The organism is Nocardia sp. NPDC051463, assembly GCF_040681975.1.
GTDB lineage: Bacteria > Actinomycetota > Actinomycetes > Mycobacteriales > Mycobacteriaceae > Nocardia.
On sequence record NZ_JBFBAB010000005.1, the window covers coordinates 271,799 to 296,247 of the forward strand.

The following is a 24,449-nucleotide window of genomic DNA, read 5'->3' on the forward strand; positions in this document are numbered from 1 at the left end:
CGCGAATAGTGCGCCGCCGCGCCGATGCGCCGCCCTGCCCATTACCCTGTTCGGGTGGCGATATCCAAGGTCGAGCGGCTGATGAATCTGGTCATCGCGCTACTGTCGACCCGGCAGTTCTTGACCGCGGAGCGGATTCGGGACAACGTCGCCGGCTACGAGGAGTCGGTCAGCGACGAAGCGTTCAGCCGGATGTTCGAAAGGGACAAGAACGAGCTGCGTGACCTGGGCATTCCGCTCGAGGTGGGGCCGGTGAGTCGGTACTCCACGATGGAGGGCTACCGGATCAACCGCGACGCCTACGAGCTGCCCGAGATTGATCTGACCAGCGAGGAGGCCGCGGCCGTCGCGGTCGCCGTGCAGATGTGGGAGTCGCCGGAGCTCGCCGCGGCGGCCGAGGGCGCGCTGCTCAAACTGCGCGCGGCCGGGATACACGTCGAAACCGATGCCGCGGTGGCGTCGGTGCCCGCGGTGCCGGCGCGGACCCGTGGCTCGGAACCGGTGCTCGGCAAACTGCTCACGGCCATCGACGCCGGGCAGGCGGTCCGGTTCGAACACCGCGGCGCGGTCAACGCGCCCTATCTCATGCGTGATGTGGAGCCGTGGGGTGTGGTTACCCACCACGGCCGCTGGTATCTCGTCGGCCATGACCGGGACCGGAACGCGGTGCGTAGCTTCCGGCTCTCGCGGATCGGCGACGATGTGACCGCCTACGGCCCGCCGAATGTGGTCAGCAAGCCTGATGGTGTAGACCTGCGCGCTATCGTCGACACTGTGACCGGCAGCGCCCCGGTGACCGGCTCGGCCACCGTGTGGGTGGCCGACGATCGCGGCAGGGAAATTCGCAGGCTCGGCCGGATCACCGGCGACCGGATGATCGGTGCCCGTCACGGTGTCGTGGTGGAGCTGCCTGTTCGTTCCCGCGACTGGTTGGCACGGTTGATCACCGGTCTCGGACCCGATGCGGTGGTGCTCGCGCCGGAGGAATTGCGTGCCGATGTCGTCGCGAGGCTGCGGTCGGTTTTCGATCGCACGGAGGTGACAGCGTGAGCTCACGGTTGTCGGTTCGGCTTTCGCGGTTGCTGAACATGATCCCGTATTTCATCGCCCATCCCGGCATCAGCGCCGCCGAGGCGGCTGTCGATCTCGGCGTCACCACCAAGCAGCTGATGGGCGACCTGAATCAGCTGTGGATGTGCGGGCTGCCCGGATACGGACCCGGTGACCTGATCGACCTGTCGTTCTCCGAGGAGAGCATCGAGGTCACCTTCTCGGCGGGCATCGACCGTCCGCTGCGGCTGACCTCCACCGAGGCCACGGCCTTACTTGTCGCCTTACGGTCGATCGTGGACATGCCCGGCATGGTCGATCCGACCGCTGCGCACGCGGCGATCGCGAAGATCGAATCGGCCATCTCCCACGGTGGAGCTGCCGAAGGCGTGGGGCTGAGGGAGTCGTCGAGCGCGCCGGTCGAGGCGCCCGCGGTGGCGACGGTGCGCTCTGCGCTGGCTCGTCAGCATGCGTTGCGACTGGTCTACTACTCGGCCAGTCGCGATGTGGTGTCCGAACGGGTCGTCGATCCCATTCGAATCGTCTTGGTGGACAACAACAGTTATCTTCAGGCGTGGTGCAGGCAGGCCGAAGGGGTGCGGCTGTTCCGGTTCGACCGGATCGAGGCAGCGACCGAATTGGCTGAGCAGGCACGCCCGCCCCGCCATGCGACCGAAGAGTCCGCCGCACTCGATCTGTTCCAGGACGATCCCGCGGTTCCCTTGGCCCGCTTACGGATTCGCGGCGACTACGGCTGGGTGCTCGATCAGTATCCGATGCATCGGCTGGCCGTGCATCCCGATGGCAGTCTGGAGGCGACCATGCGGTTCGCCACCTTGGATTGGATGGCGCGGTTGCTGCTCGGCTTCGGCTCGGGTGTCACGGTGCTCGGGCCGCCCGAGTTGGTCGCCGCCGTGCGTGAGCGCTCGAATGCCGCGCTGGCGGCGTATCAAGAAACCGGATCAGCGGAAGTCGGGCCGGTGTGACCTGTCACGTGATGGTGCTCGGCGCCGGGAGCGTCGGCACCTTCGTCGGCGGCAAGCTGGCGGCGGCAGGCGCGGACGTGACGTTTGTCGGCAGACGTCGCGCGATCGATGAGATCACCGGATCCGGGCTGCACCTGACCGACCTCGACGGCGGCGAGGACGTGGTGGCCGCGGACGGGTTCCGTGTCGCCACCGAGCCGACGGACGTGGAGTCAGCGGATCTGGTGCTCGTCACCGTGAAGTCGGCGGCGACTTCTGAGGCGGTGCGCGAGTTGGCGGGCAAGATTCGCCCGGGCACCGTGGTGTTGAGCCTGCAGAACGGCATCGGCAACGACACCGTGATCCGGGATGTCCTACCCACCTGCGTGGTGCTTGCGGGCATGGTGATGTTCAACATCGTCCATCACACGGACGGACACTTTCATCGCGGCACCGACGGCGGGCTCGCTGTGCAGGACGATCCGACATTGGCGCACTTCGTCGAGCTCTTCGCACAGGCGGGGCTGCCGCTGCGCCGTCATCCCGACCTGCTGCCTGTGCAGTGGGCGAAGCTGCTGCTGAATCTGAACAATCCCATCAACGCACTGTCGGGCAGGCCGCTGCGTGAAGAACTCGCCGACCGGAACTACCGCCGCTGTCTGGCGCTCGCTCAGGGCGAAGCGCTGGCTGCGATGAACCGAGCGCGAATTCGCCCGGCTAGGCTGACCCCGCTGCCGCCGCAGCTCATGGTGCGGCTGCTGACCGCTCCGGACGGGATCTTTCGCCGGGTGGCGGGCCAGGTGCTGGCCATCGACCCGGTCGCACGCTCGTCGATGGCCGATGATCTCGCGCTCGGCCGCAAGACGGAGATTTCGTGGCTGTGCGGCGAAATTGTGAGCCTCGGCGCCATGGTCGGCACACCGACACCGGTGAATCAACGCCTGATCGAATTGATCGTGGCTGCCGAACACGGCGACCGGCGCACCTGGACGGGCCCCGAACTGTGGGACCAGTTGCAGGCTGCGGCTGCCACCGGCAGGGGTTGAACGCTGGGCAAACGAGTGTCGACGCGGGAGTTCGCCCACGTCATGGTCCGGTAGCATCAGAGCTACCACATTCTTGGGAGGTTAACCATGGGCAGTCTGAGCATCTGGCACTGGCTGATCATTGCCGGGCTCTTCGTGATGTTCTTCGGCGCGAAGCGGATGCCCGACGCCGCCCGCAGCCTGGGCCGGTCGTTGCGCATCTTCAAGAGCGAGGTCAGCCAGATGCAGAACGAGAGCACCGCGCCGGCGAGCGCGGCACCGGTTCAGCAACCGGTCCAGGAGCTGCCACAGGCGACCATCGCCCAACCGCAGGCGACCGTCGCGGAGCCCCACACCACGCCGAAGTCGGTCTGAGTCGAGCTTCAGCGCCGGGGTGAGTCGCACTCACTCCGGGCATAGCGCTGCTGCCCGACGAATCCGCGGCGCCGCCGCCGACGCGGGCACAACCAACCCAGGGGCCAACACACCACCATGCGAATCCCGTTCGATCCTCGGCACAGCAAACGCAGGACGAATCCCGACGGCACCATGTCGTTGGTCGAGCATCTGCAAGAGCTGCGCAGTCGACTGCTGATTTCGATCGCCGCAGTCCTGCTGACCACGTTGTTCGGTTTCTTCTGGTATTCGCATTCGATCTTCGGCCTCGAGAGTCTCGGCGACGTTCTGCTCGGGCCGTACTGTTCGCTGCCCGCCTCCTCCCGAGCCTCGCTCACGCCGGACGGCGCCTGCCGATTGTTGGCGACCGCCCCGTTCGAGCAGTTCATGCTGCGTTTGAAAGTGGGTATGACGGCGGGCGTGGTGCTTGCCGCGCCGATCTGGCTGTACCAGTTGTGGGCGTTCATCACCCCTGGTCTGTACGCCAAGGAGCGCAGGTACGCGGTCGGATTCGTCGCGTCGGGCACCGTGCTGTTCGCCACGGGTGCGGTGCTGGCGTATGTCGTTGTCGCCCATGCGTTGAGCTTCCTGCTGAGCATCGGCAACAACGCGCAGATCACAGCGCTGAGCGGTTCGCAATATTTCGGATTCATCATTCAGCTGCTGATCATCTTCGGCATCAGCTTCGAAACACCGTTGCTGATCGTCGGATTGAACCTGGTCGGGGTGCTGACCTACGCCCGATTGAAGGCCTGGCGGCGCGGACTGATCTTCGGGCTCTTCGTTTTTGCCGCCATCGTGACTCCGCAGGACCCGTTCTCGATGCTGGCGCTTGCCCTGGCGCTGACAGTCTTGTTCGAGGTGGCCGTGCAGTTCGCTCGGATCAACGATCGGCGTCGTGCACGCAAGGAAAGCGAAAGTCTTGCGGCGCTCTCGGACGAGGAAGCCTCCTCGCTCAGCGGCCCCGAGCCGATCCGGCCCGCCGAGTCGATCGTCGAACCGACGGAGAAATCCGGGCGACCGATGTCGGACTACTCCGATACCCTCTGACGGTGTCATATCACCGGTCGCAGGTAGGCGAGCTGGCAAAGTTTTCCGCCGAGCTGAGTTTCACCCTGGATCCATTTCAGCGCGACGCCTGTGCGGCCCTCGAGGGCGGGCACGGCGTCCTGGTGTGTGCGCCGACCGGTGCAGGCAAAACCGTCGTCGGTGAATTCGCGGTGCACTTGGCGCTCGCCGCAGGCGGAAAGTGCTTCTACACCACGCCGATCAAGGCGCTGTCCAACCAGAAGTTCGCCGATCTCACCGAGCGGCACGGCCGCGATCAGGTGGGTCTGCTCACCGGAGACCAGTCGATCAACCCGGATGCGCCGGTGGTGGTGATGACCACCGAGGTGCTGCGCAACATGCTCTATGCCTCCTCGGATGCGCTGCGCGGACTGGCCTTCGTGGTGATGGACGAGGTCCACTATCTGGCGGACCGCTTCCGCGGCGCGGTGTGGGAAGAGGTCATCCTGCATCTGCCGCCTGATGTGCGGCTGGTCAGCTTGTCGGCGACGGTCAGCAACGCCGAGGAATTCGGCGCGTGGATGGAGACCGTGCGGGGCGACACCGCCGTGGTGGTCGATGAGACCCGCCCGATACCGCTGTGGCAGCACGTGATGGTCGGGCGGCGGATGTTCGATCTGTTCGACACCGATTCCAGCGAGCAGAAGATCCTCGTCGACGAAGATCTGGTCCGCTATATCCGGCAGCGTGAGAGTGCGGACCGGATGAACAGCTGGGGTGGACCGCGCAACAGTCGCGGCGGTGGGCCGCGCCGAGACTTCCGCCCGCTGCCGCGGCCCGAAGTGCTCGCCAAGCTCGACGACGAAGGGCTGCTGCCCGCGATCACCTTCATTTTCAGCAGAGCGGGCTGTGATGGTGCGCTGGCGCAGTGCCTGCGTTCGCGGCTGGACCTGAGCAGGGACGACGAGGCCGACGCGATCGACGCCATCATCGAGAAGCACACCGGAGATCTGCCGAAAGACGATCTCGAGGTGCTCGGTTACTGGGAATGGCGCGAGGCGCTGCACCGCGGGCTTGCCGCGCATCACGCCGGGATGCTGCCCGCCTTCCGGCACACCGTCGAAGAATTGTTCGTACGTGGGCTCGTGCGGGCCGTATTCGCTACGGAGACACTGGCATTGGGCATCAATATGCCCGCGCGCACGGTGGTGCTCGAGCGCCTGGTCAAGTACAACGGTGAGTCGCACGCCGAGCTGACCCCTGGCGAATACACCCAGCTCACCGGCCGTGCGGGCCGCCGCGGCATCGACGTCGAGGGCCACGCGGTGGTGCTGTGGCAGCCGGAGGTCGACACCAGTGCGGTGGCCGGTCTCGCCTCGACCAGGACCTATCCGCTGCGTAGTTCGTTCCGGCCCGGCTACAACATGTCGATCAACCTGATCGACCGGATGGGCGCCGCGGAGGCTCGCGCCCTGCTCGAGCGCTCGTTCGCGCAGTTCCAGGCCGACCGGTCGGTGGTGGGGCTCGTGCGCGGCATCGAACGCAACGAAGACCAGTTGCGCAAGCTGCGCACCCAGCTCGGCGGTGCGGACGGTGAGTTCCTGGAATACATATCGCTGCGCGAACGGATCAAACAACGGGAACGGCAGCTCGAACAGCAGAACCGCTCCGACCGCCGCGGCGCTTCGGTGAGCTCGCTGACGTCGCTGCGACGCGGTGATGTGGTGGCGATTCCGGCCGGGCGCCGGGCCGGGCTCGCGGTCATCCTGGAGCCGGATGCGACCCCGGGCGACCCGCGCCCGCTGGTGCTCACCGAGGACAAATGGGCGGGCCGGGTGTCGGTTGCCGATTTCCCGGTGCCCGCGAAGGCGCTCGGTCATATGCGTCTGCCTCGCCGGGTCGATCACCGGACCGCGAGCATCCGCCGTGACTTGGCCTCGGCGCTGCGCAGCACCGGAATCTCGGTGCCTGGCCGCCAGCGGCGTGGCCAGCGCTCCAAGGCGGCCGAGGATCGGGACCTGGACACACTGCGGCGCAGCCTGCGCGCGCATCCGGCGCACACCCGCGCCGATCGCGAGCAGATGAGCCGGGTCGGCGAGCGCTACAACCGGTTGGCGCGCGAGACCGAGACCATGCGCCAGAAGGTTGCCGCGACGACCAACTCGCTGGCCCGTACTTTCGATCGGATTCTCGCACTGCTCGAAGAGCGCGGTTTCGTGCACGAGGGCGAGGTGACCTCGGAGGGGCGCAGACTGGCCAGGATCTATGCCGAAAGCGATCTGCTCGTCGCCGAATGCCTGCGCCAAGGGCTGTGGCGTGGGCTCGGAGCCGCCGAACTGGCCGCCGTGGTGTCCATCCTGGTCTACGAATCACGCCAGGAGGGTGGATATCTCGGCGCGAGCGGACCGACGGAGCCGATCCGGCGGGCGGTCGGCAGCACGGTCGGTGTGTGGACGCAGCTGCGTTCGGACGAGGCGCGCCACAAGCTGCAGCCGACCCGCGAACCGGATCTCGGATTCGTCACCGGTGTGTACAAATGGGCGCACGGCGATGGGTTGGCCGAGTCGTTGCTGGCGAGTGGCGATCGGGGCACCCCGCTGTCGGCGGGCGATTTCGTGCGCTGGTGCAGGCAGGTGATCGACCTGCTCGATCAGATCCACAGCACCGCCGACGATCCGGAGATAGCCGGGACCGCGGCGAAGGCGGTGCGGGCAATCCGGCGGGGTGTCGTTGCGGTGGACGCGGCGTAGCCGATTCGATTGTGATTTGATTTCTTTCGCGTACCGACCGTGGCGGAGGAGTCGGACAGGATCGGTTCGGAAATGGGATTGGTCCTGTTCTGCGACGAGTCTCACGCGGGGGGCTACCGTATGTACAACGATGCGAGTGGAGGCAAGCAGATGAGCGGCCCATACGGACCGAACGACGCCCCTGGTCCCGGGGAGGGACGCAACGACCCCACCCAGCAGTGGGGCGGACAGCAGACCCCCGGCGGCGCGTCGCCGTCGCCGTGGGGCCAGCCGCAGACGCCGCAGACTGCGCCGCCGACCCAGCAGTGGGATCAGTCGCAGCCTCCGCAGCCGCAGTGGGGTCAGCAACCGAGCCAGCCGAATCAGCCGCAGTGGGGCCAGCAGCCCAGCCAGCCGAATCAGCCGCAGTGGGGCCAGCAACCGAGCCAGCCGAATCAGCCGCAGTGGGGTCAGCAGCCTGGCCAGCCGGGTCCGCAGGACTGGGGGCAGCAGCCGCAGCAGCCTGCGCAGCAGGACTGGGGTCAGCAGGGCCAGCAGCCGCAATGGGGTCAGCAGGGTCAGCAACCGCAATGGGGTCAGCAGGGTCAGCAGATCCCCACACAGAGCGGTGGCAAGGGCAAGGGCCTGATCATCGGCCTCGCTGTCGGCGCGGTCCTCGTGGTCGGTGCCATCATCGCGCTGGTGCTGGTGCTGACCAGCAAGGACGAGCTCGACAACGCCGCGGTGCAGGACGGCGTCAAGAAGGTGCTTTCGGACTCCTACGGCATCCAGGATGTCGCTGATGTGTCCTGCCCCGCCGGCCAGAAGGTCGAGGTCGACGCGACCTTCACTTGCACCCTGAAGGTCAGCGGTGAGCAGAAGAAGGTCACCGTCAAGATCACCAAGGACGACGGCACCTACGAGGTCGGCCGTCCCAACTGACTCGGGTACCGGGACGCTCGCGCTGCGGCGCGGGCGCCTGGTGAGTCACCGAGCCCGGGCGGAATGCCGCCTGGCGCAAGCCTTTACCGCCGTGGCATGGAGGCGCACTCCGTCCGAATTCGCTGTGCGGCAGGTCAGGAGGCGGCGGCCGTCAAGGCGGTGACCAGGCGCGCGATGGGGCTTTCGGCGTTGTATTCGGTGGCCAGTTCGCGCAGACGTTGCGGGTCCGCAGGAGTTGTGGGGAGCGTATCCGGTCGGGAGAGCTCGACATCGGCATCGCAGACCACGCGGACTACGGGAGCGGCGGCTTTCAGATATGTTTCGGCGGCCCGCAGCTTGGCGCGCACACCCTGCGAAAGATCCGCGGTCGGATCGTCGAGGGCGGTTTGCAGCGCCTCCAGTGAACCGAATCGGGAGATCAAGAGCGCGGCGGACTTGTCACCGATGCCCGCCACCCCGGGCAGGCCATCGGATGCGTCACCGCGCAACGTCGCCATGTCCGCGTAGGCTCGTCCCGCATTCGCCAGGGGTACACCGTATTTCGCGGCGACTTCGGCAGGACCGAACAGTTCGGCCTTGGCCAGTCCGCGACCCGCATAGAGCACCCGCACCTGCGGTGCGGGCTCGTCGCGCACCAACTGCAGCAGGTCACGATCACCGCTGACGACCACTACCGGGTCGGTGCGCTCCCGCGTGGCGAGCGTTCCGAGCACGTCGTCGGCCTCCAGCCCCTCCGCGCCGCCGGTCGCGATGCCTGCCGCGGCCAGCACCTGCAGAATCATCTCGACCTGCGGGGTGAGCCGATCCGGCACCTCCTCGGCGCCAGGAGCGGCGTCCGTCGATGTGTCGAGCCGGTGCGCCTTGTAGGAGGGCACCAGCTCCACTCGGAAAGCAGGCCGCCAGTTCAGGTCGAGACAGACAACCAACCTGCTCGGCGAATGCTTGCCGATGAGCGACGCGACCATGTCGGTGAAACCACGCACCGCGTTCACCGATCGGCCGTCGGGTGCGGTGATCTTCTCGGGGATCGCATGGAATGCGCGGAACCATAGGCTCGCTCCGTCGAGCAGCAGCAGGGGTCCACCGGAAGTCGCGGCTGAAGTCACGCTGGTGAGGCTACCTGCCCATCCCGACAAGCCTCCGTGATTGCGCTACCGACTCGGCTTTCGGCACCGGCAATCCAGGGTTGACGCGTGGACGCTGCGCGTAAGACCGGCGTCGAAGCCGTGGCAACGGGCTTCGCCGTACACATGGTCGTCGTACGCTGGGCCGACGATCCATGAACAGTGTTGCGCCGCCACAGGTCGGTGAGCTCGCGACCGGGGGCTGCGGTCGCAGAAGCGGGGTAAATGGTCTGCCGGGCAGCTGTGGCGGGTAACGTCGAGGGGTATGAGCTCGCACACGGAGTCACGATTCGCGGCGGATGTCTACGGTAATCGGCTCGAGCGGGCCGTCGAACTGATGCGGGCCGCTCATCTGGATGCGCTCCTGATCACGCCGGGACCGGATTTGCGGTACCTGATCGGGTCGGCGGCCGAATCCTTCGAGCGGCTCACCTGTCTGGTGATCCCGGCCGATGGTGCTGCGCCCTCGGTGGTGATCCCGAAGTTGGAGCTGGCATCGTTAGAGGGCTCGGCGGCGGGCGATCTCGGCTTGCCGGTGTTCGATTGGGTCGACGGCACCGATCCGTATCAGTTGGTGAAGTCGGCGCTGCACGTCGGTTCTCGGGTCGCCGTCACCGATGCGATGCCCGCACTGCACCTGCTGCCGTTGGCGGAATCCTTTAGCGGCCTACCGGTTTCGGCTACGCCCGTGCTACGTGAATTGCGCATGGTCAAGGACGCCGCGGAGATCGACGCGCTGCGCAGGGCCGGAGCGGCGATCGATCGGGTGCACGCCAGGATGGGTGAGTGGCTGCGCGCCGGGCGCACCGAGGCAGAGGTGCGCGCCGACATCGCTGCGGCGATCGTCGAGGAGGGCCACACCGCTGCCGCGTTCGTCATCGTGGGCAGCGGCCCGCACGGCGCCGACCCGCACCACGAGGTGTCGCAGCGGGTCATCGAACAGGGCGACGTGGTCGTGATCGATATCGGTGGTCCGGTGGAGCCCGGTTACTACTCCGACTCGACCCGCACCTACGTGCTCGGCGAACCGAGCTCGGAGGTGGCGGCGCAATTCGCTGAGCTGGAACAGGCCCAGGCCTTGGCGGTCGCCGCGGTCCGCCCCGGCGTAACGGCCGAATCGATCGACGCCGCGGCGCGAAACCCTTTGACCGCCGCAGGTTTCGGCTCTGCCTTCCTACATCGCACCGGTCACGGCATCGGCCTGTCCGTACACGAGGAGCCCTACATCGTCGCGGGCAACGACCTGATCCTGCAGCCGGGCATGGCATTCAGCATCGAACCCGGCATTTACTTCCGTGACGAATGGGGCGCCCGGATCGAAGACATCGTCGTGGTCACCCAGGACGGCTGCGAATCGATGAACAATCGCCCACACGGGCTGACGGTGTTGTAGTCCTGGGCACCCGTAGTCCATGGCAGCGTCACCCGGTAGTCGCCCGAGGTCTGCGCACCTCAGCTCCGAGTCGTGAGTGTGCTGCTCGACAACACTCGCTGCACCTGAATCGCGATCACCACGCGGGTCGGGTTCTCCCGGGGCACGCGGTAGCGTCCGGCGTAGCGATCGACTGCTTCGGCGACGCTGTCGGGGTCGTCGAGGACGGTGGCCGGGCCTTCGAGGGTAAGCCAGCGAATACCGTCCACTTGGCTGACCGCCGCGTACCCTGATCGGCGCACATTGCGCACTTTCACCGATCCGTCGTTGGTGATCACCCGCGCGAGCCCGGCCTCGGGATCCCAGGTGAACCCCACCGCGACAACGTGCGGGGTGCCATCTGCTCGCAACGTGGTGAGTGTCGCGAGATGCCGCTCGGTGACGAACTCGAGCGCGGTCGGGGACAGCTGTGCTGTACTGGTCGGCATCCCACGACCGTAGTCGTGGTCGATGTGGGAGCTGGTGGCGCCCGTCGGTGACAGCGCGAATCCGTGGTCACACGGAATCACCGGTCGCGAGCGTGCTGTCGCATTGTCGGATGGTCGGCGCACAGTGCGTAGTGGCGGGGGAGCAAACTGTGGGCATGGGATTGCGAGGTGGCGGGATTGCCGACGGACCGGTGCTGTTGCTCGGCGGGCGCAGTGAGATCGGGCTCGAGGTGGCACGGCGATTGGCGCCGGGGCGGGTGGTGATTCTCGCTGCGCGGCGTAGCGGGGAGTTGGCCGAGGAGAGCGCGGCCGTGCTGGCTGCCGGCGCGACGGCGGTGCATTGCGTCGAGTTCGATGCCGATGACACGGCGAGTCACCCCGCGTTGCTCGAGAAGCTTGCGGCGGAGCATGGCGGACTCGGGGTGACCGTGCTCGCGTTCGGAGTGCTGGGAGAGCAGGCGCGCGCCGAGCGCGATCCGGCGCATGCGCTCGCGGTGGTGCATACCGATTTCCTCGCCCAGATCAGTGTGCTCACCACGCTGGCGAATCTGCTGCGCACGCAGGGCAGCGGCCAGATCGTCGTGTTCAGTTCCGTCGCGGGGGTGCGGGTGCGCCGGGCCAACTACGTGTACGGCTCGGCCAAAGCCGGACTCGACGGTTTCGCCGGAGGGCTTTCGGATGCGTTGCACGGCAGCGGTGTTCACCTGCTGCTGGTTCGCTCCGGCTTCGTGATCGGACGGATGACCGAGGGCATGGACGCGGCCCCGTTCTCGAGCACGCCGGACCAGGTCGCCGCGGCCGTGGTCGATGGTCTCCGTCGCCGCGCAGTTCGGGTGTGGTGCCCGCGGGTACTGCAACCGGTGTTCTTTGTCATGCGCCTGCTGCCACAGGCAGTGTGGCGGCGGATGCCTCGGTGACCGGGTCGACAACCGCGGCCGGATCGTCTGGGAGCGATCAGCCGGAGGCGGCGTTGGGTACGGCATGGTCGGGGAGTACGTCGATGCCGGTTGCCGGATCGGCCCGCCCGTCGTCTCGGGGTGGCGAGCCCGACGCTGGGTCGAGCGCGGAGCGCTCGGCGGTCGAACCGATCGAATCAGCCGAAATATTCTCTGTCACAACGAGTATCGATGCCGAGATGTCCGTGGCGAACGTCGTGTCATGGACGGGTCCGGTGATATCGGTCGTCGGGATCGGAGCCGACGGGTGGGACGGACTCGGGCGGGCAGCCCGGGAGGCGATCGCCGGATGCGTGGTGTTGTTCGGTGCGCAGCGCCAGTTGGCCTTGGTGCCAGTGGATCCATCGGTTGAGCGGGTGGCGTGGCCGTCGCCGCTGGTGCCTGCGTTGCCTGGGCTGTTCGAGCAGTACGCGGGCGCCCGGATCTGTGTGCTGGCCAGCGGCGATCCGATGTTCTACGGGATCGGGGTGACGCTGGCGCGGTTGTTCGGCGCTGCGGCGTTGCGGGTGCTGCCGCAACCTTCGTCGGCCGCGTTGGCGTGTGCGCGGTTGGGGTGGGCGCTGGCCGAGGCGCCGGTGGTCAGCGCGGTCGGCCGGCCGGTGGAGACGGTACTGCCGGAGCTGGCGGATCGGCGGCGGGTGCTGGTGCTCAGTGCGGATGAGCATACGCCGGGGCGGATCGCGGAGCTGTTGTGCGGCAATGGATTCGGTGGGTCTACGGTGACGGTGCTCGCGCAGCTGGGTGGCCCGGACGAGCGGGTTCGGGCGGCCACCGCACAGAGCTGGGACCTGCCTGCAGGCGATCCGCTGAACGTCGTGGCGATCGAATGCGTCGCGGATTCGAAGGGCTCGCGTGCTACGAGGATTCCCGGCCTCCCGGACGCGCTGTTCGGTGGCGACGGGCAACTCACCAAATCGGAAGTGCGGGCGCTGACCATCGCGGCCCTCGCGCCCGCACCGGGAGAGCTGCTGTGGGATGTCGGCGGCGGCTCGGGCAGCATCGCCATCGAATGGTGTCGTACCCACCCGAGTTGCCGGGCGGTCGCCTTCGAGCGGCTCGAGCACCGGCGACGGCAGATCGCCGACAATGCCTTCGCCCTTGGTGTCCCGCACGTCGTCGTGCGCGGGGAGGTGCGCACTGAGGTCGGATCGACCGAATTGGCCTCTCCTGATGCGGTTTTCGTCGGTGGTGGGATCACCCAGGATGGCCTACTCGAGACATGCTGGTCGTACTTGCGCCATGGCGGCAGGCTCGTGGCGAACGCGGTGACCGCGGAGTCGGAAGCGTTGCTGCTGACCTGGGCAAAGACCCACGGCGGTGAATTGCGCAAGTTTCAGATCTACCGGGCGGAACCATTGGGGACGTTCACGGCATGGCGTCCGCAACTGCCGGTGACGCAGTGGTCGGTGCGCAAAGAACGCAAGGACTCGCTGTGAAAGCCTCGATCGGAACGGTGATGCAGACCGAGGTGAACAGGTAGGGTCGGGCCCGAGATCCGAGCGTGATCGGAAATCCGGTTCCTGATTGGGAGATTGATGAAGTACAAGAAGTTTGCCGCCACCTCGCTGTTGGCCATCGCCGCCACGGGTATCGCGGCCGGCACATCCGGGGCTGCGCCTGCGGCCCCGGCGCCTGCGGTGCAGAACCAGACAACCTCGCCGACCGTCACTGGCGAGGATCAGACCGTCGGCTATGCGGTGCAAATCGTCGACAAGTCGATCGTGACCACTCTGACCGGCGGTGCGTTCAGCCTCGATGCCGACCAGAAGTACGTCACGGTGAAGAACGAGGCGGGCGCGGTCGTCACCTCCATCCCGCTCGCGGCCAAGGTGGGCAACGGGGACCTCATCCCGATCGCGGCCACCATCGACCCCTCGACGCAGCGGCTGACGCTGACGCCGGAGGTCAAGCCGACCGCTGCCGCGCCGTCCGCGGCGGAGATCAGTGCGTCGCAGGACTGGTTCTTCGCCGAACTGCAGCGCGCGTCGCTCGGCGCCCTCATCGGCGCCGTGATCGGGTTCTTCTTCTTCGGCATCGGCCTGCCGGTCGGTGCGCTCATCGGCCTGCTCATCGCGGGCGGACCGAACCTGATCAACGCGGGCATCGCCTACTTCAGTGGTCAGCCCTGAAAGTCCTGATTCTCGGCGGTACCTGGGAAGCCAGGGAACTCGCCGAAATCGTTTCCGGCGGGCGAGGATTCGACATCGTTTCCTCACTCGCCGGACGCGTCAGTGATCCGCTGTTGCCCGAAGGTGTGGTGCGGATCGGTGGCTTCGGTGGCGCCGATGGTCTCCGGCAGTGGCTGATAGCCAACGCAATTGAGATGGTGGTCGACGCGACTCATCCGTTTGCGGCCACGATCAGCGCGAATGCAGCCACCGCGGCGGCGAGTGCGGATCTGCCGCTGCTGCATGTGCGTCGGCCCGGCTGGTCCGAGGGGCCGGGGGACCGCTGGATCCGCGTGCCGGATCTCGCGGCCGCCGCAGCCGCCGTTGCGGGACTGGGCGATCGAGTATTCCTGACGATCGGCCGGCAGGGGGTCGGTGCCTTCGCCGGCCTGACCGAGCCGTGGTTTCTGATCCGCGCGATCGACCCGCCGGTGGGCGACCTGCCGCCACATCACGAAGTACTGCTTGCACGTGGCCCTTTCGCGGTCGAGACCGAATCGCTATTGCTGGCATCGCATCGCATCGACGTGCTGGTCACCAAGGACAGCGGGGGCGATCGAACCGACGCCAAACTCGTCGCGGCTCGGGGCGCGGGTATTCCCGTCGTCATGATCGACCGTCCTGCGCTCCCGGTCGACGCGATAGTCGCGGAAAACGTTTCGGACGCCGTGCAGTGGTTGGATACCCAGTCCGCTTCCCGCGCTTGAGTGGTGCTTACCCGTGCTGTCAGCGGCCGAGGAGGCTCGGCAGGCGGTCGAACCATTCGAGTACCGCGCGTTCGTAGCCGATGCCGAACTCCAGCGTGGCCCGCTGGTGCGGCGGCATCCCGGTGCAGTTCCGGGCGAGATAGCGGGTGAGTCGTTGCTGGTGGATCTCCCGGTTCGCGGCAATCATCTGGTCGAGGTGATCGGGGTCGAGGTGTTCTCCGAAGGACATCGTCAGCAGCAAGGGCACTCGAATTGTCTCGCCGCCCGGATCTCGGGCAATCCACTCCAGGAATGCTTCCCGGCCCGCATCGGTGATCTGATAAGGGGTTCGCTCCCGTGCGCCCGTCTCGCCCTTCTCGACCAGCCCAGACGCATCCATCGACGCCAACTCGCGATACACCTGGCTCTGGGTTATCGTCCAGAAATCGCCGATACGGTCCTGGGCGGTGGACACCAGATCCCACCCCGACATCGGGCCCTCGTGCAGAAACCCGAGGAGTGACGCCGCCGTTGAATTCAGCGGTTTGCGTTGTGTCGCGGTATTCGTCAACGGACAGCTCCTTCGCTCTCAACGTTCCATAGTGGAATATTATACGACTGGCAACGGGCGGGCGAATGCGCGATCCGGTCTACGCCTAAGATGCAACTTGTGTCTAAGACGTATTCATCGGCCGAGCGCGCATTTCATGAGGTAAAAGAACGCATTCTCACGGGCATGCTGCCGGGCGGCGAGCTGATCAGCGAGGGTGAGATCGCCGCAGACCTCGGCATGTCGAGGACACCGGTTCGCGAGGCGTTCCTGCGGCTCGAAGCGGAGGGGTGGATGAAGCTCTACCCCAAGCGCGGTGCGCTGGTAGTACCGATTCCGCCGGCAGAGGCCGAGCATGTGGCCCACGCCAGGTACGTCGTGGAGACGGGGGCCGTGCGTGCACTGGTCGCCGTCGACCGATCGACGCTCGACACAGCCCTGCGGGAGTCGCTCGACCGGCAGCGGGAACTGGCCGACATCGCGGATTTCGCGCGTTTCGCCGTGGTAGACACCGACTTTCACCGCACCTACGTCGTCGCTGCGGGCAACCCGCTGCTCACCGGCTTCTACGATTCGTTGCGCGAACGGCAGCGACGGATGAACAGTGTCGCGCTGCACCGTGGTTCGACCGACATCGACAAGATCATCGGGCAGCACGCGCGGTTGGCCGACCTGATCGAAGCAGGCGACGCGACAGGCTTCGCCGCGGCACTCGTCGAGCATCTCGCGGGCGTGCACCAGCTGGAACTGAGAGGGTTGTGATGGCCACACTCACCACCATCGACATCCGGTCGCCCGCGCGCCGGACCACCTCGCGGCAGTGGTGGGGTGTTGCCGCAGCCATGTTCGCAATCGCTTGGGGCGGAAACGAATTCACCCCGCTGCTGGTGATGTACAAAAACGACGGATTGCCCGTCACTACGGTGGACATGTTGTTGTTCGAGTACGTGCTCGGCATTGTGCCCGCGCTGCTGATCGGCGGCCCACTCTCGGACCGCTACGGCCGCCGCGCACTGCTGCGTCCCGCGCCGCTGATTGCTGCCGCGGGTTCGCTGTTGCTGGGGTTCGGCTCAGGGGCTGTGCCGATGCTGTCGGCCGGACGGGTGCTGAGCGGGGTGGCGCTCGGTCTGGCGATGGCGGTGGGCAGCAGCTGGTTGAAGGAGCTCGCCCAGCCACCGTTCGGACCCGAACAGCCTGCGGGAACCGGCGCGCGACGTTCGGCGATGAGCCTCACGGGCGGCTTCGCAGTCGGCGCAGGGGTGGCAGGCGTGCTCGCCCAGTGGGCGCCGCTGCCGAACACGCTTGCGTATCTGATCAACGCAGTGGTGTGTCTGGTCGCCGCGGGCTGGGTGGTGCGCACACCGGAAACGCTGATCCCTCGGGTGAATCCAGGCCGTCTCGTCGATGACCTGAAGATCCCGGCTGCCGCACACCGTCGCTTCCAATTCGTGGCACTGCCGGTCGCGCTGTGGCTGTTCACCTCTGCCGCGACGGCTTACGCGGTGATGCCGACATTGATGGCACCGCGCGTGCGCGATGCGCCGATCGCATTTTCGGCACTGATCACTGTCATCACCCTCGGCTGCGGCTTCGCGATCCAATCGGCCGCCCGACGCATCGACCGCCCGGGCACTGCCCGAGCTGCAGTAGTGGCGCTCATTCTGGTCATCACGGGTATGGCCTCAGCGGCGTTGGCATCGGGAACCCTCGCCCTTTGGTCCACTGTCATCACCGCAATCGTCCTCGGTGCCGGGTACGGCATCGGACTGGTCGCCGGCCTCCAGGAGATCGAACGAATCGCCCGCCCCGACGACCTGGCCGGCCTCACCGCGGTTTTCTACTCGGCCAGCTATCTCGGTTTCGGCGTTCCCGCCCTCCTCGCCTTACTGCACGAGGCCGTCGGCCTCGGTTACCCGACGATGTTCGCCGTTGCCGCGGCTACCGCGGCCGGCTGCCTGGTTATGGTTGCCCGGAACTACCGAAGCTGACCGGTCTGTCCGCGTGCGCGGGTAGACCGGGCGTGGTCGGTGGATCAGCGTTGGTAGCGCCGCGAGGTGTAGACACGTGAGCCGTCGTCGGTGTCCCTCGACACAGTCGTGGATGCGCCGATGATGAGCAGCGTGCGCATGTCGACCTCGGCGGGGTCCAGCTCGGCGAGCGGCACCACGCGGACCGACTCGGTGGGGCCGCCGACGTCGCGGCCGATTATCACGGGGGTGTCCGGCTTGCGGTGTTCGAGGAGCAGATCTCGCATCGCGCCGACCTGCCAGGTGCGTTGCGAGGAGGCTGGATTGTAGACGGCTATCGCCATGTCGGCGGCGGCCACAGCCGAGAGACGTTGGGCGACAACCTCCCACGGCTTGAGCCGGTCCGACAACGAGATCATCGCGTAGTCGTGGCCGAGTGGCGCGCCGACTCGGCTTGCCACAGCATTGGCGGCGGTCATACCGGGCAGTACCCGCACCGACACCCCCTCCCACTGCGGGTCGGCGGATTCTTCCAGCACCGCCGCCGCCATGGCGAACACTCCGGGATCACCCGAGGAGACGACCACGACCCGCGCGCCCTGTTTGGCCAAATCCAGTGCCATAGCGGCGCGCTCGGATTCCACGCGATTGTCGCTGGCATGTCGGCGCTGCCCGGGGCGCGTCGGCACGCGGTTGATGTAGGTGGTGTAGCCGACGAGATCGGTGGCCTCGGCGAGGACTTTGCTCACCTCCGGCGTGGTCCAGTCCGCCGAGCCGGGGCCGAGTCCGACCACGACGACTTCTCCCGACGGGCTGTTCGACTGTGCGGCCGTCGGTCCGGTTGCGACCTGGTCTCGCGTCTGCTCGCTGTTCGCCAGGCACAGCGGGGTAGTCGGCTGCGGGCCGGGCACCAGGGTGATCGAGAAGTACGGCACGTCCGCGTCGTCGACGTCGGCGGCGCGTAGGACGCGTTGACGATCGGAGCTGGCGCGCTCGATGTAGTAGGCGTCGTCGAGTCGCCCGGAGTCCGAGAGTGCCCGGCGCACACCGGGGTAGGTGCGGCCGAGTTTCATGATGGCGGCCGCTTCGGTCTCGCGGAGGCGGCGGGTGAGCTCGGCGGTCGGCAGGGTGCCCGGCAGTACTGTGAGCACCTGTTCGCCTTCCACCAGAGGGGTACCCAGGGCTGCGGACGCGGCGCTGACCGAGGTGATGCCCGGAATGATTTCGGCATCGAATCGGTCGGCGAGGCGGCGGTGCATGTGCATGTAGGAGCTATAGAAGAGAGGATCGCCCGCCGCGAGCAGCGCCACCGAGCGACCCGCCGCCAGGTGTGCCGCGAGACGCTCAGCTGCTTGCTCGTAGAACTCGTCGATCGCGCCCTGATATCCGCCCGGGTGGTCGGTGGTCTCGGTGGTTACCGGATAGACGAGGTGCTCTTCGAGCTGGCCTTCGCGCATGTACGGGGCGGCGATCGCGCGTGAGATGCTGCGGCCGTGCCTGGCGCTGTGGAAGGCGATCACATCGGCCGCTGCGATGATCCTGGCCGCCTTGACCGTCACCAGTTCCGGGTCGCCGGGCCCGAGCCCGACACCCCACAATTTGCCGTGGACCGTGCTGTTTGTCATTCCTGCTCGCTCGCAATCGCGTTGAGCGCCGACGCGGTGATGGCGCTGCCGCCCCGCCTGCCGCGCACGGTCAAGAATTCGACCCCACCGAAGTCGATGAGTGCGTCTTTGGATTCGGCGGCGCCGATGAAGCCGACGGGAATGCCGAGAATCGCCGCAGGGCGCGGTGCGCCCGCATCGAGCATGTCCAGCAGATGGAACAGTGCGGTCGGTGCGTTTCCGATGGCGACCACTGCGCCGTCGAGCCGATCCCGCCACAGCTCGAGTGCGGCGGCCGAGCGCGTATTGCCCAGTGCGGCGGCAAGTTCTGGCACGCGCGGATCGGTCAACGTGCAGAGCACGTCGTTATCGGCGGGCAACCGTTTGCGCGTGACCCCCGACGCCACCATGTTCGCGTCACACAGAATCGGTGCACCGGCATGCAGTGCGGTGCGGGCCGCCACCACTACCCCGGGCGAAAAGGCCACGTCCTGTGCGAGATCCACCTGTCCGCAGCCATGAATCATGCGCACCACCACTCGAGCCACTTCCGGCGGGAACGCGCTCAGATCCGCTTCGGCACGAATCGTCGCGAACGAGCGCCGATAGATCTCGGCCCCGTCGGTGAGGTAGCTGGCACGCACGTCGGACATGCCGACCACCCTAGGAGTGCCGGCCGAGGGAGGTCGGCGCGGGTCACGTCCGCGGCCGTTCGAGGATGCGCGACATGACGATGGAGCTGCGGGTGCGGCCGACCCGAGTGTTCTCGCGGATGCGTTCGACGGTCGACTCGATCTCGGCCATATCGGTGGCCATCACGTGGACCAGCGCGTCGGCCTCGCCCGCGATCGTCCAGACCCCGACGACCTGGGGGATCGGTTCGAGGCTGCGCCGCAGTTCGGCCGGGGTGATGTTGTCGCGATAGTAGACCTCGACGTATGCCTCGGTTTTCCAACCGAGCGCCACGGGATTGACCATGGCGGTGAATCCCGTGATCTGCCTGCTGGCCACCATCTTGTCGACACGTCGCTTGACCGCGGGCGCCGACAGGCCGACTTTCGCGCCGATTTCTTGGAACGATGCGCGTGCTTCCCTGAGTAAGTGGGCCAGAATCCGCCGGTCGATGTCGTCCACGCCACCCCATTCTGTCGCTGCGCAACGATTCGCCACTACACCGCATATCTGCGCAACGATTCGTTGTTTCTGACGCAATAGTAGGCGAATTACCTTCGTGTCAGTCGAATGATCCGCGCCTACCTTCGGGAGACACGTTGACCTCCATAGCCACGCTCCATCACGAGCCACCCACCCCGCGACAGCCATCACCGCGACGGTTCGTGATGTGCCGCCCCGACCACTTCGACGTGTTCTATTCGATCAATCCGTGGATGGATCCGACCGAGCCGGTCGACCGGGCCCGTGCCCTCGACCAGTGGGAAACCCTGCGCTCGACCTTCGAGCAGTACGGCCACCAGGTCGACCTCGTCCCGGGCGAGCCGGGACTACCCGACATGGTTTTCGCCGCCAACAGCGGACTCATCGTCGGTGATCGGGCGTTGTCGGCGCGCTTCACCCATCCCGAACGCGCTGCCGAGGGCCCCGCGTATCACCGATGGTTCGCTCAGCGCGGACTTACCGAACTCGTCGGCGCGCAAGAGGTGAACGAGGGCGAGGGCGATTTCCTCCTCGTCGGTGATCGGATCCTGGCCGCGACCGGGTTCCGCAGTTCGGTTGCCGCACACCGCGAAGTCGAGCGCTTCTTCGACCTGCCCGTGGTGTCCCTCGAATTGGTCGATCCGCGGTTCTATCACCTGGACACCGCGATGATGGCACTGGGCGACGCGAATATCGCCTATTTCCCGCCCGCCTTCAGCGCGACCAGCCGCGAGCTGCTCGCCGAGCTGTATCCGGACGCGATCGTCGCCACCGACGCGGATGCGGTGGTGCTCGGACTGAACGGCGTCTGCGACGGACTGAACGCCTTCGTCAGTGACAGGGCGGTCGATCTGATCGAGACCTTGCGGGGACACGGATATAACCCGGTCGGCCTCGACCTGTCGGAATTGCTGAAGGCCGGCGGCGGGGTCAAGTGCTGCACCCTGGAGATCCACGATGATCCGAGGAGCGAAGCGAACGCGGCTTAGCCGATCGACGTCGTGATCGTCGTCGAGGTCGGGGACGAGCCGGGATGAACAGGCTGTCATCCCAGCTCGCCCCGCCCCGTTTGTCATGGCCGGCGGTGCGGGCCGACCGGCATCGCGATGGCGCTCACGTCCTCGTTCGGCCTACGGGTTTCGCCTACCGGCACATCGCGTCGATGAGTTCCGGAAAGTTCGGGAACTCCTCCTGCGCCGCAGCAACGATCTCCGCAGCGGAATGGCCCGGTCGCGGCCCATGGCGCTCGGCGATCGCCCGGAACTCCTCGTTCGGCACCCGCGCACTGAAATGGGTCGGTGCGAATGCCTCGGCCGGGCCGTAACCGTCCGCGAACAGCCAGAGCAGGTCGAGGAGATTGCGTGCTATCAGGCCGCATTCGCCCTCGGAGCCGAGGTATACGATCGGCTGCTCGGTGATCGGCGCCGCGCGGCGAACCAGCCAGAACCCGGCGTAGTCACCGGCTCCCGTGGCTCCGAAGAAGCGGAATTCACTGCCGTCGGCCGCTTCGTTGCCGGTCCACAGTCGGAACCAATACGCGGTCCGCTCGGGCGGCTCGAACTGGGTGTAGGGCTCGAAGTCGCAACCGTGCGAGATGTCGGTCTCCTCGTCCCACTCCCACTCGAAGCCGATCTCGACCACTTCCGCCAGCGCGACAGGCAAGGCAAGGTCGTCGGATGCAGTGTCGATCATGGTGGAAGGATAGTTGCTCCGGGCGGCACGGCCCGGAATGCTCTTCGGTGCCCCGACTCTCGACCCGATGCGGCCCGCCCGTGCGGTGGCACAGGTCAGAAGGGCATTCGCGTACGCCAAGCGCTGATGGCAGGGTCGGCGAGTGGGTGCGCTTCGGTCAGGAACTTGAACAGCAGTAGTGCGCCGCTGATCTGCAGTGCGGCCAACGGCAATTCGCCGATCAGCGCGATGCCGACCGAGAGCCAGACATCGCCGGCGTCGGCGGTCATGATGTCGAACCAGGCATCGACGAGCAGCAGCAGGCCGGTCCCGAACGCGGGGAGGATGAGCAGTCCTCTGCGTTTCCAGCCCAGGTAGGCGGTGGTCGCCATCATCGCGACCAGCAGGATGTCGAAGCCGACCCAGGTCACGGTCCAGTTCCTGGCTTGGTAATCGGACGGCAGCGACACTGCGAGGTAGACGATCCACGGGATGAGGGCCAACGAACCACCGACCATCAGGGTCAGTCGGACCCTGCGGTGGATCCGGACCAATTCCGGCCTGGGCAACACCCGCTCGGGTGGCAGCTGCAAGCGCCTGATCAGCGCGCGGCGCTCGTCGTCCGACATCGCCTGGATCTCGGCGTCGCTCAGTCTGTCGATTGCCATGCTGCACGGCCTTTCCCGCAGGAGGACGATCAGTCGACGCGATAGCCGTCCGGCGTGGCGACGACATCGGTCACTGCACCGCGTGGCCTGCCGCAGCGGCGCTCACACCCCGACCAGTGCTGCCGCCCGCCCGCTGTCACCTCGCCGACCTCGAACACCCGGGCGCTCGAGGTGTCGGTGGAGGTCGGAGCAGGTTGCGGCAGACCGAGTTCGGAGTGTGCCGAATCGGAGTCGAATGCGGTGTCGTCGTGCCGCACCCGGCCCGAGTCCACCGCGGCACCGACATCCGCGCGGACGTCGGTGATCGACTTCGCGCAGCCGGGCTGACCGGCGCAGGCGCTGACCTGCAGCCACGGGGAGTTGGCATCGAAGATCAGACCCATCGGGGCGAGCACGCGGACGACCTGCTCGGCGGGCCATTCCTCCAGGTCCACCAGCACCAGGCTGCGCCAGGGGGTAACGACGACCGGACGTTCGACGGCGGCGATGAACTCGGCGGTGCGCGCGGGCAACGACCCGAGCCGCACGCCGGCACCGAGGCTGACCAGGCCGTTGTCTTGGGTCAACCAGCCGATCGGAATATCTTGGGTGGCAACGATTTTCAGCCGCTCGGCGCGGGGAGTGAGTTCGAGCAGGTCGGTGACGCGTTCGACGCCGTTGTCGATTTCGTGCAGCCGCCACTGGCCGGAGCTCAGGTCGAGGAAGCCGTGTGCGGCGGCGAGCATGACGTCGACGGCATCGGTGACCGACACCCTGATGCCGGTGTCGAGCCCGGCCAGCAGGACCGCGAACTCGTCGGCGTCGACGGCGTGCACGCCGATATCGCCACCGATACCGCTGACATCGCCCCGGCCGTCGTCGAGGGTGAACAACACGCGGCCAGGCAGGTCGGCCAGTCGAGGCGCGGCGAGCAGAGCGGCGTCGAGTGCGGGGACGAGCTGGTGTACATCGGCCCGGCCGCCGACGCGCCCCGCAAGCGGCGAGGCGACGATATTGCGCACCCGCTCGTGTGTATGACTCGGCAGTAGTCCGGCGGTTTCCAGTCGCGCGGTCAGCTCGGTCGCATCGCGCACCTGGCGTAGCTGCACATTGGCGCGCGAGGTCAGCTCGATGTTTCCGTCGCCGAGTTCGCGGGCGGCTTCGGCCAGTGCCTGCAACTGCTGTGCTTCCAGCCGTCCGCCGGGCACGCGAATACGAGCCAGCGGTCCGTCGGCTGCCTGATGCAGCCGCAGCACACCGGGGCAGGAGTCGGGAGATGTACGCGTCATGACCCATCCAGCGTACGACCCGGCCAGGTATCCGGCCCGCGGTCACCCCGGGGTGTGGACTGCCCGCGGCGGTGCGTTTGTCGCGTGGCGGCGGACCGGCGGGCTCGCTAGTCTGCTGGCATGAACGAATCTTCATCCCTAGCTGACCGTTTCGCCATTGTCGACGTTCTGACCAGGATGTTCGTCTACACCGATCAGAAGCGCTGGGACGATCTGCTCGATGTGGTGTTCACCCCGAAGGTCGATTTCGACGGCGGTTTCGGCGGCCCGGTCGGTATCCGCGATGCCGCGGACATCGTCGGCGACTGGCGCACCGGCCTCTCCGACCTCGACGCCGTGCACCATCAGGCGGGCAACTATCTCATCGACCTGCAGTCCGACCATGCCGCGGTGCACGCCGATGCCATCGCCTTCCACCTGAAGAACGATGCCGTCAACGGCAAAACCCGCACCTTCATCGGCAGCTACACCCTCGGCGCCGAACGCACGGCTTCCGGCTGGCGCGTCAACCGGTTCCACTACCACCTCAAGGTCATCGAGGGTAACGCCGACCTGACCTAGCTGTACTGACCATGGACGTTGGTGACGGCGTGGCGAGCTGACATGGCGAAGACCTCCGAGTGAGATGCGAGCTGTCTAGGAACGCAGTCACCTTCC

25 protein-coding genes are annotated in these 24,449 nt (G+C 66.9%); 16 read left to right on the forward strand and 9 right to left on the reverse strand.

The genetic code is table 11. The annotated features are described in order from the left end of the window. Positions 1–54 precede the first annotated feature (54 nt). The 7 genes from AB0M74_RS11085 to AB0M74_RS11115 all read left to right on the forward strand — a co-directional run bounded on the left by AB0M74_RS11085 (position 55) and on the right by AB0M74_RS11115 (position 8,115). The gene (locus tag AB0M74_RS11085; RefSeq protein ID WP_364904716.1) at positions 55–1,050 is read left to right on the forward strand and encodes a YafY family protein; all 996 of its coding nucleotides are present in this window, start codon (positions 55–57) and stop codon (positions 1,048–1,050) included. After that, positions 1,047–2,036 carry a YafY family protein gene (locus AB0M74_RS11090; protein WP_364904719.1) on the forward strand — a complete coding sequence of 330 codons (990 nt, stop codon included), beginning with the start codon at positions 1,047–1,049 and terminating at the stop codon, positions 2,034–2,036. Before AB0M74_RS11085 ends, AB0M74_RS11090 begins: the two co-directional genes overlap by 4 nt. Beyond that, positions 2,033–3,061: a 2-dehydropantoate 2-reductase gene (locus AB0M74_RS11095; protein WP_364904722.1), complete on the forward strand. Its 1,029-nt coding sequence runs from the start codon at positions 2,033–2,035 to the stop codon at positions 3,059–3,061. Before AB0M74_RS11090 ends, AB0M74_RS11095 begins: the two co-directional genes overlap by 4 nt. Before the next feature lie 87 nt (positions 3,062–3,148). Next, positions 3,149–3,415: a Sec-independent protein translocase subunit TatA gene (tatA, locus tag AB0M74_RS11100; RefSeq protein WP_364904726.1), complete on the forward strand. Its 267-nt coding sequence runs from the start codon at positions 3,149–3,151 to the stop codon at positions 3,413–3,415. A 117-nt stretch (positions 3,416–3,532) separates the two neighbouring features. Then, entirely contained in the window at positions 3,533–4,486 is a 954-nt protein-coding gene (tatC, locus tag AB0M74_RS11105) for a twin-arginine translocase subunit TatC (RefSeq protein ID WP_364904729.1), read from the forward strand. A gap of 2 nt (positions 4,487–4,488) precedes the next feature. Next, the gene (locus AB0M74_RS11110) at positions 4,489–7,194 is read left to right on the forward strand and encodes an RNA helicase (RefSeq protein WP_364904732.1); all 2,706 of its coding nucleotides are present in this window, start codon (positions 4,489–4,491) and stop codon (positions 7,192–7,194) included. Positions 7,195–7,344: 150 nt separating this feature from the next. Further along, positions 7,345–8,115 (forward strand): DUF4333 domain-containing protein, encoded by a 771-nt coding sequence (locus tag AB0M74_RS11115; protein ID WP_364904735.1) that lies wholly within the window; start codon positions 7,345–7,347, stop codon positions 8,113–8,115. Between the two features lie 134 nt (positions 8,116–8,249). Here AB0M74_RS11115 and AB0M74_RS11120 read toward each other — a convergent pair whose 3' ends face one another. Beyond that, on the reverse strand, positions 8,250–9,221 hold the full coding sequence (locus AB0M74_RS11120; protein WP_364904738.1) for a 5'-3' exonuclease: 972 nt from the start codon (positions 9,219–9,221) through the stop codon (positions 8,250–8,252). Between the two features lie 283 nt (positions 9,222–9,504). Between AB0M74_RS11120 and AB0M74_RS11125 the strand changes: the two genes are divergently transcribed. Further along, on the forward strand, positions 9,505–10,632 hold the full coding sequence (locus tag AB0M74_RS11125; RefSeq protein WP_364904741.1) for a Xaa-Pro peptidase family protein: 1,128 nt from the start codon (positions 9,505–9,507) through the stop codon (positions 10,630–10,632). Positions 10,633–10,691: 59 nt separating this feature from the next. On the opposite strand, the gene AB0M74_RS11130 is transcribed toward AB0M74_RS11125, so the two are convergent. Further along, positions 10,692–11,099 (reverse strand): PPOX class F420-dependent oxidoreductase, encoded by a 408-nt coding sequence (locus AB0M74_RS11130; RefSeq protein WP_364904744.1) that lies wholly within the window; start codon positions 11,097–11,099, stop codon positions 10,692–10,694. A 155-nt stretch (positions 11,100–11,254) separates the two neighbouring features. Between AB0M74_RS11130 and AB0M74_RS11135 the strand changes: the two genes are divergently transcribed. From AB0M74_RS11135 to AB0M74_RS11150, 4 genes are all read left to right on the forward strand, one after another. After that, a complete protein-coding gene (locus tag AB0M74_RS11135) occupies positions 11,255–12,016 on the forward strand; it encodes an SDR family NAD(P)-dependent oxidoreductase (RefSeq protein ID WP_364904746.1) in 762 nt (253 codons plus the stop codon). 218 nt (positions 12,017–12,234) lie between these two features. Next, on the forward strand, positions 12,235–13,491 hold the full coding sequence (cbiE, locus tag AB0M74_RS11140) for a precorrin-6y C5,15-methyltransferase (decarboxylating) subunit CbiE (protein ID WP_364904748.1): 1,257 nt from the start codon (positions 12,235–12,237) through the stop codon (positions 13,489–13,491). A 99-nt stretch (positions 13,492–13,590) separates the two neighbouring features. After that, positions 13,591–14,184: a hypothetical protein gene (locus AB0M74_RS11145; protein ID WP_364904751.1), complete on the forward strand. Its 594-nt coding sequence runs from the start codon at positions 13,591–13,593 to the stop codon at positions 14,182–14,184. Continuing rightward, positions 14,181–14,930: a cobalt-precorrin-6A reductase gene (locus AB0M74_RS11150; RefSeq protein WP_364904840.1), complete on the forward strand. Its 750-nt coding sequence runs from the start codon at positions 14,181–14,183 to the stop codon at positions 14,928–14,930. Before AB0M74_RS11145 ends, AB0M74_RS11150 begins: the two co-directional genes overlap by 4 nt. Before the next feature lie 19 nt (positions 14,931–14,949). Here AB0M74_RS11150 and AB0M74_RS11155 read toward each other — a convergent pair whose 3' ends face one another. Next, positions 14,950–15,480: a PadR family transcriptional regulator gene (locus AB0M74_RS11155; protein WP_364904753.1), complete on the reverse strand. Its 531-nt coding sequence runs from the start codon at positions 15,478–15,480 to the stop codon at positions 14,950–14,952. Between the two features lie 90 nt (positions 15,481–15,570). On the opposite strand from AB0M74_RS11155, the gene AB0M74_RS11160 reads away from it, so the two are divergent. Both AB0M74_RS11160 and AB0M74_RS11165 read left to right on the forward strand, forming a co-directional pair. After that, on the forward strand, positions 15,571–16,221 hold the full coding sequence (locus AB0M74_RS11160) for a GntR family transcriptional regulator (RefSeq protein ID WP_364904756.1): 651 nt from the start codon (positions 15,571–15,573) through the stop codon (positions 16,219–16,221). Then, positions 16,221–17,447: an MFS transporter gene (locus tag AB0M74_RS11165; RefSeq protein ID WP_364904759.1), complete on the forward strand. Its 1,227-nt coding sequence runs from the start codon at positions 16,221–16,223 to the stop codon at positions 17,445–17,447. The genes AB0M74_RS11160 and AB0M74_RS11165 overlap by 1 nt, the downstream gene beginning before the upstream one ends. A gap of 44 nt (positions 17,448–17,491) precedes the next feature. Here AB0M74_RS11165 and AB0M74_RS11170 read toward each other — a convergent pair whose 3' ends face one another. Genes AB0M74_RS11170 through AB0M74_RS11180 form a run of 3 tightly spaced genes read right to left on the reverse strand, consistent with a single transcriptional unit; the run spans position 17,492 to position 20,164 of the window. Continuing rightward, positions 17,492–19,051 (reverse strand): precorrin-2 C(20)-methyltransferase, encoded by a 1,560-nt coding sequence (locus AB0M74_RS11170; RefSeq protein WP_364904762.1) that lies wholly within the window; start codon positions 19,049–19,051, stop codon positions 17,492–17,494. Continuing rightward, positions 19,048–19,683: a precorrin-8X methylmutase gene (locus AB0M74_RS11175; RefSeq protein WP_364904765.1), complete on the reverse strand. Its 636-nt coding sequence runs from the start codon at positions 19,681–19,683 to the stop codon at positions 19,048–19,050. Before AB0M74_RS11175 ends, AB0M74_RS11170 begins: the two co-directional genes overlap by 4 nt. 43 nt (positions 19,684–19,726) lie before the next feature. Further along, entirely contained in the window at positions 19,727–20,164 is a 438-nt protein-coding gene (locus tag AB0M74_RS11180; protein ID WP_364904768.1) for an Lrp/AsnC family transcriptional regulator, read from the reverse strand. Positions 20,165–20,301: 137 nt separating this feature from the next. Between AB0M74_RS11180 and ddaH the strand changes: the two genes are divergently transcribed. Next, positions 20,302–21,174, forward strand: a complete 873-nt coding sequence (ddaH, locus tag AB0M74_RS11185) for a dimethylargininase (RefSeq protein ID WP_364904770.1) — start codon at positions 20,302–20,304, stop codon at positions 21,172–21,174. Positions 21,175–21,328: 154 nt separating this feature from the next. Here the strand turns inward: ddaH and AB0M74_RS11190 are convergent, their stop codons facing one another. From AB0M74_RS11190 to cobG, 3 genes are all read right to left on the reverse strand, one after another. Then, on the reverse strand, positions 21,329–21,877 hold the full coding sequence (locus AB0M74_RS11190) for a hypothetical protein (protein WP_364904773.1): 549 nt from the start codon (positions 21,875–21,877) through the stop codon (positions 21,329–21,331). 95 nt (positions 21,878–21,972) lie between these two features. Beyond that, complete coding sequence (locus AB0M74_RS11195; protein WP_364904775.1) at positions 21,973–22,524, reverse strand: hypothetical protein; 552 nt, start codon at positions 22,522–22,524, stop codon at positions 21,973–21,975. Positions 22,525–22,553: 29 nt separating this feature from the next. Beyond that, on the reverse strand, positions 22,554–23,792 hold the full coding sequence (gene cobG, locus AB0M74_RS11200) for a precorrin-3B synthase (RefSeq protein ID WP_364904778.1): 1,239 nt from the start codon (positions 23,790–23,792) through the stop codon (positions 22,554–22,556). A 120-nt stretch (positions 23,793–23,912) separates the two neighbouring features. Between cobG and AB0M74_RS11205 the strand changes: the two genes are divergently transcribed. Continuing rightward, a complete protein-coding gene (locus AB0M74_RS11205) occupies positions 23,913–24,353 on the forward strand; it encodes a nuclear transport factor 2 family protein (protein WP_364904781.1) in 441 nt (146 codons plus the stop codon). Positions 24,354–24,449: the final 96 nt, after the last annotated feature.

What these genes read in the sequence shown, in the direction of transcription:
- tatA (WP_364904726.1), top strand. Translation starts at nt 3,149, where the DNA reads ATGGGCAGTCTGAGCATCTGGCACTGGCTGATCATTGCCGGGCTCTTC.
- tatC (WP_364904729.1), top strand. Translation starts at nt 3,533, where the DNA reads ATGCGAATCCCGTTCGATCCTCGGCACAGCAAACGCAGGACGAATCCC.
- AB0M74_RS11115 (WP_364904735.1), top strand. Translation starts at nt 7,345, where the DNA reads ATGAGCGGCCCATACGGACCGAACGACGCCCCTGGTCCCGGGGAGGGA.
- AB0M74_RS11125 (WP_364904741.1), top strand. Translation starts at nt 9,505, where the DNA reads ATGAGCTCGCACACGGAGTCACGATTCGCGGCGGATGTCTACGGTAAT.
- AB0M74_RS11130 (WP_364904744.1), bottom strand. Translation starts at nt 11,099, where the DNA reads ATGCCGACCAGTACAGCACAGCTGTCCCCGACCGCGCTCGAGTTCGTC.
- AB0M74_RS11135 (WP_364904746.1), top strand. Translation starts at nt 11,255, where the DNA reads ATGGGATTGCGAGGTGGCGGGATTGCCGACGGACCGGTGCTGTTGCTC.
- cbiE (WP_364904748.1), top strand. Translation starts at nt 12,235, where the DNA reads ATGTCCGTGGCGAACGTCGTGTCATGGACGGGTCCGGTGATATCGGTC.
- AB0M74_RS11145 (WP_364904751.1), top strand. Translation starts at nt 13,591, where the DNA reads ATGAAGTACAAGAAGTTTGCCGCCACCTCGCTGTTGGCCATCGCCGCC.
- AB0M74_RS11160 (WP_364904756.1), top strand. Translation starts at nt 15,571, where the DNA reads ATGCAACTTGTGTCTAAGACGTATTCATCGGCCGAGCGCGCATTTCAT.
- AB0M74_RS11165 (WP_364904759.1), top strand. Translation starts at nt 16,221, where the DNA reads ATGGCCACACTCACCACCATCGACATCCGGTCGCCCGCGCGCCGGACC.
- AB0M74_RS11170 (WP_364904762.1), bottom strand. Translation starts at nt 19,051, where the DNA reads ATGACAAACAGCACGGTCCACGGCAAATTGTGGGGTGTCGGGCTCGGG.
- AB0M74_RS11175 (WP_364904765.1), bottom strand. Translation starts at nt 19,683, where the DNA reads ATGTCCGACGTGCGTGCCAGCTACCTCACCGACGGGGCCGAGATCTAT.
- AB0M74_RS11190 (WP_364904773.1), bottom strand. Translation starts at nt 21,877, where the DNA reads ATGATCGACACTGCATCCGACGACCTTGCCTTGCCTGTCGCGCTGGCG.
- AB0M74_RS11195 (WP_364904775.1), bottom strand. Translation starts at nt 22,524, where the DNA reads ATGGCAATCGACAGACTGAGCGACGCCGAGATCCAGGCGATGTCGGAC.
- cobG (WP_364904778.1), bottom strand. Translation starts at nt 23,792, where the DNA reads ATGACGCGTACATCTCCCGACTCCTGCCCCGGTGTGCTGCGGCTGCAT.
- AB0M74_RS11205 (WP_364904781.1), top strand. Translation starts at nt 23,913, where the DNA reads ATGAACGAATCTTCATCCCTAGCTGACCGTTTCGCCATTGTCGACGTT.